This is a genomic window from Ornithinicoccus hortensis (assembly GCF_006716185.1).
Lineage (GTDB): Bacteria > Actinomycetota > Actinomycetes > Actinomycetales > Dermatophilaceae > Ornithinicoccus > Ornithinicoccus hortensis.
On record NZ_VFOP01000001.1, the window covers coordinates 2,314,287 to 2,328,870 of the forward strand.

The following is a 14,584-nucleotide window of genomic DNA, read 5'->3' on the forward strand; positions in this document are numbered from 1 at the left end:
AACTGACACCCGAGACCAGGAGAGGGCCGCATGCGGGTCGTGCTGGGAGTGACCGGGGGGATCGCGGCCTACAAGGCCTGCAGCCTGGTACGGGACTTCACCGAGGCCGGGCACGAGGTCACCGTGGTCCCCACCCGGGCCGCGCTCCACTTCGTCGGTGAGGCCACCTGGGCCGCGCTGTCCGGCCGCCCGGTGGCCACCGAGGTCTTCCAGAACGTCCACGAGGTGCCGCACGTCCGGCTCGGCCAGGAGGCCGACCTGGTCGTGGTCGCCCCCGCGACCGCCGACCTGCTCGCCCGCGCCGCGCACGGGCTGGCCGACGACCTGCTCAGCAACACGCTGCTCACGGCCCGCTGCCCGGTCGTGCTGGCCCCGGCGATGCACACCGAGATGTGGCTGCACCCGGCGACCACCGCCAACGTGGCGACCCTGCGGGAGCGTGGCGTCCACGTGATGGAGCCCGCCTCCGGGCGGCTGACCGGGACCGACACCGGGCCGGGCCGACTGCCCGAGCCGGGCCAGATCTTCGCCGAGTGCCTGCGGGTGCTCGAGTCCACCGGCGCGCCCCAGGACCTGGCCGGGCGCAGCGTCGTGGTGTCGGCGGGGGGCACCCGCGAGCCGCTGGACCCGGTCCGCTTCCTGGGCAACCGGTCCTCGGGCAAGCAGGGGTATGCCGTGGCGCGGGTCGCCGCGGCCCGCGGCGCCGTCGTGCGCCTGGTCTCGGCCAACGCCGACCTCCCCGCCCCCGACGGCGTGCAGGTCACCCCGGTGGAGACCGCCCTGGAGCTCCAGCAGGCGATGACCGAGGCCGCGGCCGGGGCAGACGTCGTGGTCATGGCCGCGGCCGTCGCCGACTTCCGGCCGGCGGTCTACCAGGACGCCAAGATCAAGAAGTCCCACGAGCCCGGTGCCGAGCAGGCCCCCGTCGTGGAACTGGTCCGCAACCCCGACATCCTGGCCGGCCTGGTTCGGGACCGGGGCGAGGGGGACCGGCCGGTGATCGTGGGCTTCGCCGCCGAGACCGGGGACGCCACCGGTGACGTGCTGTCCCTGGCGCGGGCCAAGCTGGCCCGGAAGGGGTGCGACCTGTTGGTCGCCAACGAGGTCGGTCGCTCGCTCGCCTTCGGCCAGGACGAGAACACCGTCCACCTGCTGCGCCCCGACCGGGAGGAGGCCCGCACCGTCGGCCCCGCCGACAAGGAGGTCGTCGCCGCGGCGCTCTGGGACGAAGTCGTCAACCTGCTGGCCACACCGCCCACGCCCCGCCCGTAGACTCACGCTGCACGTCAGCAGCCGCTGCAGCCTAAGGAGCCATCCGTGACCCGTCTGTTCACCTCCGAGTCCGTCACCGAGGGACACCCCGACAAGATCTGCGACCAGATCAGTGACGGCATCCTGGACGAGTTGCTGGCCCTGGACCCCGGGTCCCGGGTGGCAGTGGAGACGATGGTGACGACCGGCCTGGTGCACGTGGCGGGGGAGGTCCGGACCACCGGGTACGTCGAGATCCCCCGGATCGTGCGCGACACCATCCTCGCCATCGGCTACGACAGCTCGGCCAAGGGGTTCGACGGGACCACCTGCGGGGTCGAGGTGTCCATCGGGGAGCAGTCGCTCGACATCGCCGCGGGGGTGGACACGGCATACGAGCACCGCAGCGGGGCCACGCAGGACGTCCGCGACCTCCTCGGGGCCGGCGACCAGGGGCTGATGTTCGGCTACGCCTGCAACGACACCCCCGAGCTGATGCCGCTGCCGATCTTCCTGGCGCACCGGCTGGCGGAGCGGCTCAGCGAGGTCCGCAAGACCGGGGAGCTGGACTACCTGAGCCCGGACGGCAAGACGCAGGTGACGATCGCCTACGACGGCGACACGGCCGTGCGGCTGGACACCGTCGTGCTGTCCACCCAGCACCGGGCGGACATCTCGCTGGCCGACCAGCTGGAGCCCGACATCATCGCCCACGTGATCGACCCGGTCCTGGAGCGTGCCCTGGCCGACGGGGTCACCATCCGGACCGGGGACCACCGGGTGCTGGTCAACCCGACCGGCAAGTTCGTCACGGGCGGCCCGATGGGGGACGCCGGGCTCACCGGGCGCAAGATCATCGTGGACACCTACGGCGGCATGGCCCGGCACGGCGGTGGCGCCTTCTCCGGCAAGGACCCGTCCAAGGTGGACCGCTCGGCCGCCTACGCGATGCGGTGGGTGGCCAAGAACGTAGTCGCGGCCGGCCTGGCGGACCGCTGCGAGATCCAGGTCGCCTACGCGATCGGCGCCGCCCAGCCGGTGGGTCTGTACGTGGAGACCTTCGGCACCGAGAACCACCCGGTCGAGCGGATCCAGGACGCGATCGACAAGGTCTTCGACCTGCGCCCGGCGGCCATCATCGAGGAGTTGGACCTGCTCCGGCCGATCTACCGGCCGACGGCCGCCTACGGCCACTTCGGGCGGACGACCGCGGCGGGGGTGGAGCGCCCGTTCACCTGGGAGGCGCTGGACCGCGTCGAATCCCTCCAGTCGGCCATCTGAGCAGGCCTCGTCCCGGTCGACCCGGGCACCCGGTGGACAGCGCCTCCGGCGTGTCGGCCCGGTGCGGTAGACAGTCCGTATGACGCAGCGACCGGAGGGCGAGCAGCTCGCCCTCGTGCCGGAGCCGGCGCCGCGGCGTGCACGGCGGGGCGCCGGGCGCTCCTACACCCCTGCGGCGAGCCGGCCCGTCGCGGAGGTCCTGGTCGACACCCCGCTGGCCCACCTGGACCGGCCGTTCGAGTACGAGGTCCCGGAGGAGCTCGCCGAGCAGGCGGTGCCGGGGGCGCGGGTGCGGGTCCGGTTCGCCGGCAAGGACCTGGACGGGTTCCTCACCGCCCGCAAGGACGAGGCCGAGCACGTGGGGACGCTGGCGCCGCTGCGCCGGGTGGTGAGCCCCGAGCCGGTGCTTACCCCGCACCTCGCCCGGCTGTGCCGCGAGCTGGCCGACCACTACGCCGGCACGATGTCCGACGTCGTCCGACTCGCCGTGCCGCCGCGGCACGCGCGGGCAGAGGCGGCGGTGCCGCCCGCGGCGGACCCGGCAGACCCCGACCCGTCCGCGCCCGGACCGTCCGCCCCGGCAACCGGGGGCGAGAAGTTGGCGACCTCGGCCTGGGAGTCCTACCCGGCGGGGGCGGCCCTGCTGCGGCGGCTCGCCGCCGGTGGGGCGCCCGCGGCGGCGTGGGCGGCCCGTCCGGACGCCGGGGCGTCCGAGGGGTGGCCGGTGGCGCTTGCCCAGGCCGTCGCCGCGACCCGGGCCAGCGGGCGGGGGAGCGTGGTCGTGCTGCCGGACCACCGGGACGTCGACCGGCTGGCCGAGGCGCTGGAGGCCGAGCTCGGTCCGGACTCCTTCGTGCGCCTCACCGCGGACCTCGGGCCGGAGCAGCGCTACACCGCCTGGCTCAAGGCGCTGCGCGGGCATGCTGATGTCGTCATCGGCACCCGGTCGGCGGCGTTCGCCCCGGTGGACCGGTTGGGGCTGGTGGCCTGGTGGGACGATGGTGACGACCTCTTGCAGGAGCCGCGCAGCCCCTACCCGCACGTGCGCGAGGTGCTCCGGCGGCGGGCGGTGCTGGCCGGGGCAGGCCTGGTGGTCGGCGGCTACACGCGCACCCCGGAGGTCCAGCACTGGCTGGGCCAGGGGTGGATCCACCCGGTCGACCCGGCACCGGACGTCGTGCGGCGGGACGCGCCGCGCGTCACGGTCGCGGGCGAGGGCCACCAGGAGCGGGTCGACCCCGCGGCCGCGCGGGCCCGGATCCCCAGCCTCGCCTGGCGGACCGTCAAGGACGCTCTCGCCCACGGACCCGTGCTGGTCCAGGTGCCCCGCCGGGGCTACCTGGTGGGCCTGTCCTGCCAGCACTGCCGCGCACCGGTCCGCTGCTCCTCGTGCGAGGGGCCAGTCCGGCTGGCCGACCCCTCGGCACCGGCCGCCTGCTCCTGGTGCGGCACCCCCGACCGCGGGCGTCCCTGCCGGCACTGCGGCGAGCGCGGTCGGCGGTCCAGCGTGGTGGGCGAGGCCCGCACCGCGGAGGAGATCGGCCGCGCCTTCTCCGGGGTCCCGGTCCGCACCTCCCGGGGCGGCGAGGTCCTGGACCCGGTGGCCGACACGCCGGCCGTGGTGGTGGCCACCCCCGGGGCCGAGCCGGTCGCGCGCGGTGGCTACGCCGCGGCACTGCTGCTCGACGGCTGGGCGCTGCTGGACCGCGCCGGACTCGACAGCTCGGTGGAGGCCTACCGCCGGTGGACGGCCGCCGCGGCGCTCACCCGTCCCGCGGCCGACGGGGGCCGCGTCGTCCTCGCCGGGGTGCCGGCCCACGCCGGGCTGCGGCCGGTCGAGGCGCTGGTCCGGTGGGCACCGGCATGGTTCGCGGCCGCGGAGCACGCCGAGCGGCTCGAGCTGTCGCTGCCGCCGACCCGCCGGACGGCGACGGTCACCGGCGAGGCCGCGGTGGTGGAGGAGGCGGTGGCCTTGCTGGGCGAGGTCCCCGGGGTCTCGGTGCTCGGTCCGCTGACCGTGGCCGCCGGTGTCCAGGTCGTGCTGAGGTCCGACGGCGACGGAGAACCGCTGGTCGCGGCCCTGCGGGCGCTCCGGGCCGCCCGGAGCGCCCGGAGGGCGTTGGGAGACCTGCGGATCCGGCTGGACCCCGCCGGTCTGGGCGACTGAAGCCCCCGGGCGCGGGCTTCGTCTCAACTCGGTAACGATCGGGTCACCAAGCGGTGACTTCGGTGGCAATGGCCCGAACCAGTGCATAACTTGGCTCTCGCATACCCCTCGGCGCGTTCGCAGGCTGCCGGGTGCCGGCCGGAGGAGGCCGTCACCTGCCTGACGGATGTGTCCATTCATCCAGGAGGAACATTGAAGATCAGGCGCACGACGATGGCCATCGTGGCCGCGGGAGCCCTGGTGCTATCCGGTTGCACGTCCGACTCGGGCGACGACGGGGACGACACGACGTCGGCCGACTCCGGCGACGCGGGTGGTGGCACCGACGGTGACGACTCGACCGCTACGGGCGGTTCGGAGGGTGGGGAGGCCGCCGGAGGCGCCAAGCCCGACCTGGGTGACGTGACGACCGCCGACGACAACATCTTCTACTCGGCCGGTGAGGTCGAGTGGTCGGGTTACAACGGCAACCTCATCGACACCAACTCCACCTACAACGCGGTGATCAACGCCCGGCTGAACACTGGCTTCCAGTACTTCGGCAGCGACGGCTCGATCATCCCGGACACGGACTTCGGCTCCTACGAGGTCACCTCCGAGGACCCGCTGATCGTGGAGTACACCATCTCCGACGAGGCGGTCTGGGAAGACGGCACGCCGATCACCTACGACGACTACCTGTACGACTGGGCGTCGAACAACGCGCCGGCGATCTTCGGCGAGGACGCCGACCCGGTGTTCAACAACGTCAGCAGCAGCTTCGGTGAGTACGTGCCGGAGGGTCCGCAGGGCGAGCCCGGCGGCAAGACCTTCACCGTGGAGTACGAGTCCCCGTACCCCGACTGGGAGATCCTGATCGGTGGGACCTTCCCGGCCCACATCGTGGCCGAGCAGTCCGGGATGACCCTGGAGGAGCTGACCCAGGCGATCACCGACCGTGACGCCGAGGCGGTCGGCTCGACGGCCGACTTCTTCAACGAGGGCTGGCTGTCCCCGGACAAGCAGCTGCCGGACCCCGCGATCGTGCCCTCCTCGGGCCCGTACTCGCTGAACGGCGCCACCTGGAGCACCGGTGAGTACATCACCCTCGTGCCGAACGAGAACTGGTGGGGCACCCCGGCAGCGACCGCGAACCTCACCTTCCGGTTCGCGGCCGCGGAGACCCACGTCACGGCGCTGGCCAACGGTGACCTCAACGTCATCGAGCCGCAGGCCACCGTCGACACGATCACCCAGATCGAGGAGCTCGGCGACCAGTTCACGCTGCTCCAGGGCGACACGCTCACCTGGGAGCACCTAGACTTCAACTTCGCCGAGGACAGCCCGTTCGCCGACGGCAACGGCGGCTTGGCGGCCCGTGAGGCGTTCGCGATGTGCGTGCCGCGGCAGCAGATCGTGGACAACCTGATCACGCCGATCAACCCCGAGGCGGTCGTGATGAACGCCCGCGAGAAGTTCCCCTTCCAGGACGACTACCAGGAGGTCGTGGACGCGGCCTACGACGGTCGCTTCGACGAGGTGGACCTCGAGGGCGCGAAGGCCAAGCTGGCCGAGTCCGGCCTGGAGACCCCGGTCCCGATCCGGATCGGCTACTCCGCCCCCAACCAGCGGCGCACCAACGAGGTCAGCCTGATCGCCTCCAGCTGCAACGACCCCGAGCTGTTCGAGGTCGAGGACGTGGGCAACGCCGACTTCTTCGGGACCACCCTGGAGAACGGCGACTGGGAGATCGCGCTCTTCGCGTGGGCCGGCTCCGGCCAGATCGCCTCCGGTCAGGCCATCTACGAGACCGACGGTGAGCAGAACTTCGGTGGCTTCTCCAACGAAGAGGTCGACGCCGCCTGGGACGAGCTGGCCAGCACGGTGGACCCGGCGGTCCACCTAGAGCAGGTGAAGATCATCGAGAAGGCGCTGTGGGAAAACCTGTACGGCATCCCGCTGTTCGCCCACCCGGGTGTCGTGGCCCACGACGCCACCATCGATAACATCATCTTCAACTCGACCCAGACCCAGATCGTCTGGAACGCCGAGCAGTGGGTGCGCGCGCAGTGACGTGCTAGCCGGTCCCGTGTGACCGGTCTGTGCGACACCATGATGCGTGTCACCTGATCGACCACCCTGTGGGGCGGGGAAGCACTTCTTCCCCGCCCCACAGGTGGTTCTAAGACCTGCCGAAGCTTCCACGATGACAGCGCGTGTTCTCTGCGTTAGGGTTCACCGACCGAGCCCGAGGGTGCGCCGACTCCTGAAAGGGATGTATCTGTGCTGCGATTCATTCTCCGCAGAGTGGGGATCTCTGCGCTGATCCTGTTACTGGGATCCGTCTTCCTGTTCATCCTGACGATCAACTCCGGGGACCCGCTGAAGGACCTGCGGGAGAGTCGGGACGAGAACCGCGCAACACAGATGGAGCAGCGGACCCGGTTGATGGGTCTGGACCAGCCCTGGTACCAGCGGTACTGGGTGTGGCTGGTCGGCGTCGGCAAGTGCTTCACGCTGAGCTGCGACCTCGGTCGGAGCTCGACCGGCGTCAACATGACCGCGGCCCTCGGGGACGCCGCCTCGAGCACCCTGCGCCTGGTCACCCTGGCCACGGTCCTGGCGATCGCCATCGGGGTCACCCTGGGCATCCTGGCCGCGATCCGGCAGTACTCCGGCTTCGACTACGCCGTGACCTTCATGGCGTTCCTGTTCTTCTCCCTGCCGGTGTTCTGGTTCGCGGTGCTGCTCAAGCAGTTCGGTGCGATCAAGTTCAACAACTGGATCAAGGATCCATCGGTCTCACTCACCACAGCGATAGTCATTGGGTTACTCGCCGGGATCACCGTCGCCTCGGTCCTCGGCGGCGACGGTAAACGCAGGCTGATGACCTTCGGTATTACCGGGCTCTTCATCTTCGGGGCGATCACCTACTTCGACTCCGTCGGGTGGTGGCGCAAGCCGGCCCTGGGCCTGGGCATCGTCGTCCTCGTCTCGGTTGCGGCCGCGCTCCTGCTGGTGATGCTGACCACCGGCCTGCGCAACAAGAAGGTGATCTATGCCGCCGCGACAACGATCGTGGTCGGCATCATCGGCTACTTCGCCTTCCAGGGGTGGATCACCGACGCCAGCTACACCCGCCTGCTGATCATGCTGGGGATCGCCGTGGCCGTCGCCATCCCGATCGGCTGGTTCTGGGGCGGCTGGGACAAGGCCGTGGCCATCTGGGTCTCCATCGGCACCGCCGTGGCGTTCGCCCTGATGACCGCCCTGGACCAGCTGCTGCGCAACTTCGCCGCCTTCCTGGAGGCTAAGGGCAACCGGCCGGTCATCGGCACCATCGGCTCCGGGACCCCGAACTTCGAGGGGGCGTTCTGGACCGGGATCTGGGACTGGGGCGTGCAGCTCATCCTGCCGACCATCGTGCTGACGGTGATCTCCCTGGCCAGCTACAGCCGGTACACCCGGGCCTCGATGCTGGAGACGATCCAGCAGGACTACGTGCGGACCGCCCGGTCCAAGGGCCTGTCCGAGCGCGTGGTGATGAGCAAGCACGCGCTGCGCAACGCGCTCATCCCGATCACCACGATCGTCGCCTTCGACTTCGCCGGACTGATCAGCGGTGCGGTGGTCACCGAGTCGGTCTTCGGCTGGCAGGGGATGGGGGCCCTGTTCCAGCAGGGCCTCGACCGGGTCGACCCCATGCCGGTCATGGCCTTCTACCTGGTGACCGGCACCGCGGCGGTGCTGATGAACCTCGTCGCCGATATCGCCTATGCCTTCCTCGACCCACGGATCAGGACGTGACCGCGGTGCCCGCCACGCCCACGACCCTGATCTGCCACGGAGGACACCATGAGTGACGACAACGACCGCCCCGACCAACCCGAGGGCGCCAACTTCCCGGACATGGACAGGCCCCACCTCCCCGGGAGCGAGGAAGAGGAACTCTCGCCCATCCTGGGACAACAGGACCCGGGCTCGCTCCAGCGCCGGGCCGGCTCCGGCACCGTGCAGGAGCTGTCGGTCGAGAAGGAGATCGACCTCTCCCAGAAGTCCTACTCCCAGGGACAGTTGATCCGCCGGCGCTTCTTCCGGCACAAGGCCGCGATGGGCTCCTTGGCCCTGCTCCTGTTCGTCACCTTCATGGCGTTCACCTCGATCGGCTACGGGCCGCTGCCGGGCTGGTGGGACAAGGAGTACACCGCCTCGGCCACCGTGGTCGACGGGGGCCGCTCGACGCTGAGCTTCTTCCCGCCGAGCTTCGGGGAGTACCCGTTCGGCCAGGAGGACACCGGCAAGGACTACTTCGCCCTGACCATGCGGGGCACCCAGATCTCGCTGTTCATCGCCTTCACCGTCGGGATCGTGACGACCGCCATCGGCACCCTGATCGGCGCCCTGGCCGGCTACTTCCGCGGTTGGATCGAGTCGGTCCTGATGCGGCTGACGGACCTGTTCATCGTGATCCCGATGCTGGTGCTGGCCGCCGTGCTCGGGCAGATGTCCGGTGGTGGCATCTGGCCCCTGACGATCATGCTGGCGCTGATCTCCTGGACCGGGCTCGCCCGGCTGGTGCGCGGCGAGGTCCTCTCGCTGCGCGAACGCGAGTTCGTCACCGCGGCCGAGGCGATCGGCACCAACTCGGGCCGGATCATCTTCAAGCACATCCTGCCCAACACGATGGGCACGATCATCGTCAGCGCCACGCTGACCATCGCCTCGGTCATCCTGTTGGAGAGCGCGCTGAGCTTCCTGGGGTACGGCGTCCAGGCGCCGGACACCTCGCTGGGCCTGTTGATCTCCACCTACCAGAACTCCTTCGGGTCCCGCCCGTGGCTGTTCTGGTGGCCCGGCCTGACCATCCTGGCGATCGCCCTGTCCGTGAACTTCCTGGGCGACGGCCTCCGTGACGCCTTCGACCCGCGCCAGAGCAGGAGTGCTGACTGATGACCGCAACCACCACCCCGCAGACCGAACCGGTCCTGGACTTCCAGGACGTCGACGTCCGGTTCGGCACCGAGTTCGGCACCGTCCACGCCGTCAAGGGCATCTCCCTGGACGTCAAGCCCGGTGAGGTCGTCGCCCTCGTCGGCGAGTCCGGGTCCGGCAAGTCGGTCACCTCGATGACCGCGATGCGGCTGCTCCCGCGCAACGCCCGGATCGCCGGCACCGTCATGGTGAACGGCAACAACGTCACCACGCTGAGCGAGTCCCGGATGCGCCGGCTGCGCGGCAACGACATCGGCATGGTCTTCCAGGAGCCGATGACCGCGCTCAACCCGGTGCTGACGATCGGGACACAGCTCACCGAGTCGCTGGAGCTGCACGGCATCGCCTCCGGCCGGGCCGCATTGGACCGCGCGATCGAGCTGCTCGGGATGGTCGGCATCCCCGAGCCGGAGCGGCGGGTCAAGCAGTACCCGCACGAGCTCTCCGGTGGCCAGCGCCAGCGCGTGGTGATCGCCATCGCGATCAGCTGCGACCCCAAGGTGATCATCGCCGACGAGCCGACCACGGCCCTCGACGTGACCGTCCAGGCCGACATCCTGGACCTGCTCCGCTCGCTGAAGGAGAAGCTGAACACCGGCATCCTGCTGATCACCCACAACATGGGGGTCGTGGCCGACATGGCCGACCGGGTCGCGGTGATGTTCAAGGGCGAGCTGGTCGAGCAGGGCACGGTCGACGAGGTGCTGCTCCGGCCGCAGCACGACTACACCAAGATGTTGCTGAACTCGGTGCCCCGCCTCGGTGGCGGCCGGGACCAGATGGGGATCAGCATCAAGGAGCGGGACGAGAGCTCCGACGACGAGCTCGCCATCGACCTGCGCAACCTGGTCATCGAGTACCAGCGGCTCGGCAAGCCGCCGTTCCGGGCGGTCGACGACGTCAGCTTCCAGGTCCGCAAGGGCGAGATCGTCGGGCTGGTGGGCGAGTCGGGTTCGGGCAAGTCGACGATCGGTCGCTGCGCGCTCGGCCTGATCCCCGCCGTCGGGGGCAGCTTCGAACTGCTCGGCAGCGACATCCGCGGGATGAACCGCGCCCAGCTCAAGGAGCTGCGCAAGCGGATCGGCGTCATCTTCCAGGACCCCGCAGCGTCGCTGAACCCCCGGCTCCCGATCGGTGAGTGCATCACCGAGCCGATGGTGGTGCACAAGGTCGGCACCAAGAAGGAGCGCGAGAACAAGGTCTACGAGCTGCTGGACGCGGTCGAGCTGCCCCGCGCGGTCTACAACCGCTACCCGCACGAGGTGTCCGGTGGCCAGCGCCAGCGGATCTCGATCGCCCGCGCGCTGACCCTGGACCCCGAGCTGCTGGTAGCGGACGAGCCGACCTCGGCCCTGGACGTGTCCGTGCAGGCCAAGGTGCTCAACATCTTCAGCGACCTGCAGCAGCGCTACCAGTTCGCCTGCCTCTTCGTGAGCCACGACCTGGCGGTCATCGACCTGCTGGCCCACCAGGTGGTCGTGCTCCAGAGCGGCAAGGTCGTCGAGGCCGGTCCGCGCGAGCAGGTGATGTCGAACCCGACCCAGGAGTACACCCAGCGGCTCATCGCTGCGGCGCCGATCCCGGACCCCATCCAGCAGCGGCAGCGCCGGCAGGAACGGCACGACCTGCTCCGCGACCTGGGTGACGAGATCGCCGAGCTCAAGGTCGAGGGCGAGACCTTCCACGACCAGTTCACCGGCGACGGGGAACTGAACGAGTGACGGGAGCCCGATGAGGGTCGTCTTCGCGGGCACCCCCGAGGCGGCCGTCCCGAGCCTTGCGGCACTCCTGGCCTCGACCCACGAGGTGCTGGGGGTGATCACCCGGCCGGACGCCCGGTCCGGCCGCGGGCGGACCCTGCACCCCTCCCCGGTGCGGGTAGCGGCGGAGGAGGCCGGGATCCCGGTGCTCACGCCGGCCTCGGCCCGGGACCCCGAGCTGCGGGAGACATTGGCCGAGTGGGCACCGGGGGCCTGCCCGGTCGTCGCCTACGGGGCGCTGATCCCGCCGGCGCTGCTGGACCTGCCCGCGCACGGCTGGATCAACCTGCACTTCTCCCTGCTCCCCGCGTGGCGGGGAGCGGCGCCGGTGCAACACGCGATCATCGCCGGGGACGAGGTCACCGGGGCCAGCACCTTCCTCATCGAGGAGGGACTGGACACCGGGCCGGTCTTCGGCACGCTGACCGAGACGATCCGCCCGACCGACACGGCACAGGACCTGCTTGACCGGCTCTCCGAGGCCGGGGCGGGCCTGCTGGTCGCCACGCTCGACGGGCTGGCGACCGGCCAGCTGACCGGTCGGCCGCAACCCGCGGACGGCATCAGCCTGGCCCCCAAGCTGGAGGTGGCCGACGGCCGGCTCGACTGGCACCGGCCCGCGTATGCTGTGGACCGCCTGGTGCGCGGGTGCACCCCCGCGCCCGGGGCCTGGACCACCTTCCGCGGCGAACGGCTCAAGGTGCACCCGGTGCGTCCCCTCGCGGTGGACGCGGACGACGCGGCGCCGCTGCTCCCGGGGCAGGTCCGGGTCGACAAGCGGTCGGTGCGGGTCGGCACCGGCGCCGGCGCGGTCGAGCTCGGCGACGTGCAGGCACCCGGCAAGCGGGTCATGGCGGCGCTGGACTGGGCCCGCGGCGCACGTCCCGGCCCGGAAGAGGTGCTCGGTGGCTGACCGACCCGAGCGCGGTCGATCCGAGCGCGGTCGACCGGAGCGGGGCCGCCCGGAGCGCGGCGGTGGGGGAGGACCGCGGCGCCGCGGTCCCCGACAACGGTCCGCCCAGCGCCCCGCGGAGCGGGCCAGGACCGCCGATCCGGCCCGCGACGTGGCCTTCCAGACCCTCACCGCCGTGTCCGAGGGCGCCTACGCCAACCTGGAGCTGCCCCGGCAGCTACGCCGGGCCGGGGTGTCCGGCAGGGACGCCGCCTTCGCGACCGAGCTGTGCTACGGCACGGTGCGGATGCAGAGGCTCTACGACGCGGTCATCGGGGCCGCGGGCAACCGTCCGGTCGACCAGATCGACCCGCCCGTGCTCGACGTGTTGCGCCTGGGGTGCCACCAGTTGCTGGCAATGCGGGTCCCGGACCATGCGGCGGTGAGCGCCACCGTCGCCCTGGCCCGCCAGCACGTGGGGGCCGGGGCGGGCGGCTTCGTCAACGCGGTGCTGCGACGGGTCAGTGAGGCCGACCCGGACACCTGGACCGAGCGGGTGACCGCCCCGCTGACCGACGAGGTGGACCGCCTCGCGCTGCGGGAGTCCCATCCCGGCTGGATCGCGCGGGCCCTGCGGGCGGCGCTGGTGGGCAACGCCGCTGCGACCCCTGGCACGGCCACGCAAACCCTGGCCGCGCTGCTGCACGCCCACAACACCCCGGGTCCGCTGACCCTGGTCGCCCGACCCGGCCTGGGCGCCGAGGACGAGCTGGGGGACGCCGGCGCGACGCCGGCCACGCTCGTGCCCACCGCATGGACCCTGCCCGGTGGCGACCCGGGCGGGCTGGCCCCCGTGCGGGACGGGCGGGCGGCGGTCCAGGACGCCGGCTCCCAACTCGTGGCGCTGGCCCTGGCCGGAGCGCCGCTGGACGGACCGGACGAGCAGTGGCTCGACCTGTGCGCGGGGCCCGGCGGCAAGGCGGGCCTCCTCGCGGCGGTGGCCGCCCAGCGGGGTGCCGCGCTGCGGGCGAACGAGGTGACTGCGCACCGGGCGGAGCTGGTCCGCAACACCCTGGGTGCCGTGCTGGCGAACGGGGGACGGGCGGAGGTGACCGTGGAGGACGGCCGCGAGGTCGGGGCCGCGGAGCCGGACCGGTACGACCGGGTGCTGGTGGACGCACCGTGCACCGGGCTGGGGGCGCTGCGCCGTCGCCCCGAGGCGAGGTGGCGCCGCACCCCCCAGGACCTCACCGCCCTCGGGCCGCCGCAACGCGACCTGCTCAGGTCCGCCCTCGCGGCGACCCGCCCGGGTGGGGTGGTGGTCTACGCCACCTGTTCGCCGCACCTGGCCGAGACCCACTTCGTGGTCAACGACGTGCTCAAGAAGCGCACCGACGTCACCCTGGAGGACGTGCGCCCGCTCCTGCTCGACCGGGCGGGGGAGCCGCTCCCGGGCACCGGGCCGGGCCCGTGGGCCCAGTTGTGGTCCCACGTGCACGACACGGACAGCATGTTCCTGGCGCTGCTGCGCAAACACTGAGCCCGGGGGCACCCTGCCCGCGGCGGGATCCGTGCCGGCTCTCGCTAGAGTGCGCCCTGTGAGCCTGCAGATCAGTCCCAGCATCCTGTCCGCGGACTTCGCCAACCTCGAGGCCGAGCTGCACCGGATCTCCGCCGCCGACTGGGCGCACGTCGACGTGATGGACGGACACTTCGTGCCGAACCTGACCCTCGGGCTGCCGGTCGTCGAGGCGCTGAGCAGGGTCAGCCCGGTCCCGTTGGACGCCCACCTGATGATCGAGGACCCCGACCGGTGGGCCCCGCAGTACGCCGAGGCCGGGGCGCAGTCGGTCACCTTCCATATCGAGGCGGTGGCCGACCCGGTGGCGACGGCGCGGGCGATTCGGGCAGCCGGTGCCCGGGCCGCGTTCGCGGTCAAGCCGGGCACCGCGTTCGAGCCGTATGCCGACCTGCTGGCCGAGGTGGACATGGTGCTGGTGATGACGGTCGAGCCGGGGTTCGGCGGCCAGGCGTTCATGACCGACCAGATGCCCAAGGTCAGCGCGGTGCGCGAGGCCGTGCGGCGACACGGCGGTGAGATCTGGATCCAGGTGGACGGTGGGGTGTCGGCCGACACGATCGGCACCTGCGTGGAGGCCGGGGCCGACGTCTTCGTCGCCGGTTCGGCGGTCTACGGGGCCGAGGACGCCGGGGCCGCGGTCGACCGGTTGCGGCAACTCGCCCTCGCCCACCAGCACTGAC

The 14,584-nt window shown here is 71.6% G+C and carries 10 protein-coding genes; all 10 read left to right on the forward strand.

Going from position 1 to position 14,584, the window contains the following annotated elements:
• Nucleotides 1-30: 30 nt before the first annotated feature.
• Entirely contained in the window at nt 31-1,272 is a 1,242-nt protein-coding gene (coaBC, locus tag FB467_RS10760; RefSeq protein WP_141785094.1) for a bifunctional phosphopantothenoylcysteine decarboxylase/phosphopantothenate--cysteine ligase CoaBC, read from the forward strand.
• A 45-nt stretch (nt 1,273-1,317) separates the two neighbouring features.
• Nucleotides 1,318-2,532 (forward strand): methionine adenosyltransferase, encoded by a 1,215-nt coding sequence (gene metK / locus FB467_RS10765; protein ID WP_141785095.1) that lies wholly within the window; start codon nt 1,318-1,320, stop codon nt 2,530-2,532.
• Between the two features lie 79 nt (nt 2,533-2,611).
• Nucleotides 2,612-4,699 carry a primosomal protein N' family DNA-binding protein gene (locus tag FB467_RS10770; protein WP_141785096.1) on the forward strand — a complete coding sequence of 696 codons (2,088 nt, stop codon included), beginning with the start codon at nt 2,612-2,614 and terminating at the stop codon, nt 4,697-4,699.
• A gap of 192 nt (nt 4,700-4,891) precedes the next feature.
• Entirely contained in the window at nt 4,892-6,751 is a 1,860-nt protein-coding gene (locus tag FB467_RS10775; protein WP_170230673.1) for an ABC transporter family substrate-binding protein, read from the forward strand.
• A gap of 210 nt (nt 6,752-6,961) precedes the next feature.
• Nucleotides 6,962-8,485, forward strand: coding sequence for an ABC transporter permease (locus tag FB467_RS10780; RefSeq protein WP_141785097.1), 1,524 nt, complete (start codon nt 6,962-6,964; stop codon nt 8,483-8,485).
• A 48-nt stretch (nt 8,486-8,533) separates the two neighbouring features.
• On the forward strand, nt 8,534-9,628 hold the full coding sequence (locus tag FB467_RS10785) for an ABC transporter permease (RefSeq protein WP_228393441.1): 1,095 nt from the start codon (nt 8,534-8,536) through the stop codon (nt 9,626-9,628).
• A complete protein-coding gene (locus tag FB467_RS10790) occupies nt 9,628-11,391 on the forward strand; it encodes an ABC transporter ATP-binding protein (protein ID WP_141785098.1) in 1,764 nt (587 codons plus the stop codon). Before FB467_RS10785 ends, FB467_RS10790 begins: the two co-directional genes overlap by 1 nt.
• A gap of 10 nt (nt 11,392-11,401) precedes the next feature.
• On the forward strand, nt 11,402-12,343 hold the full coding sequence (gene fmt, locus FB467_RS10795; RefSeq protein WP_141785099.1) for a methionyl-tRNA formyltransferase: 942 nt from the start codon (nt 11,402-11,404) through the stop codon (nt 12,341-12,343).
• On the forward strand, nt 12,336-13,862 hold the full coding sequence (locus tag FB467_RS10800) for an RsmB/NOP family class I SAM-dependent RNA methyltransferase (RefSeq protein WP_141785100.1): 1,527 nt from the start codon (nt 12,336-12,338) through the stop codon (nt 13,860-13,862). Before fmt ends, FB467_RS10800 begins: the two co-directional genes overlap by 8 nt.
• A 64-nt stretch (nt 13,863-13,926) precedes the next feature.
• Entirely contained in the window at nt 13,927-14,583 is a 657-nt protein-coding gene (gene rpe, locus FB467_RS10805) for a ribulose-phosphate 3-epimerase (RefSeq protein WP_141786610.1), read from the forward strand.
• The last annotated feature ends 1 nt before the right edge of the window (nt 14,584 follow it).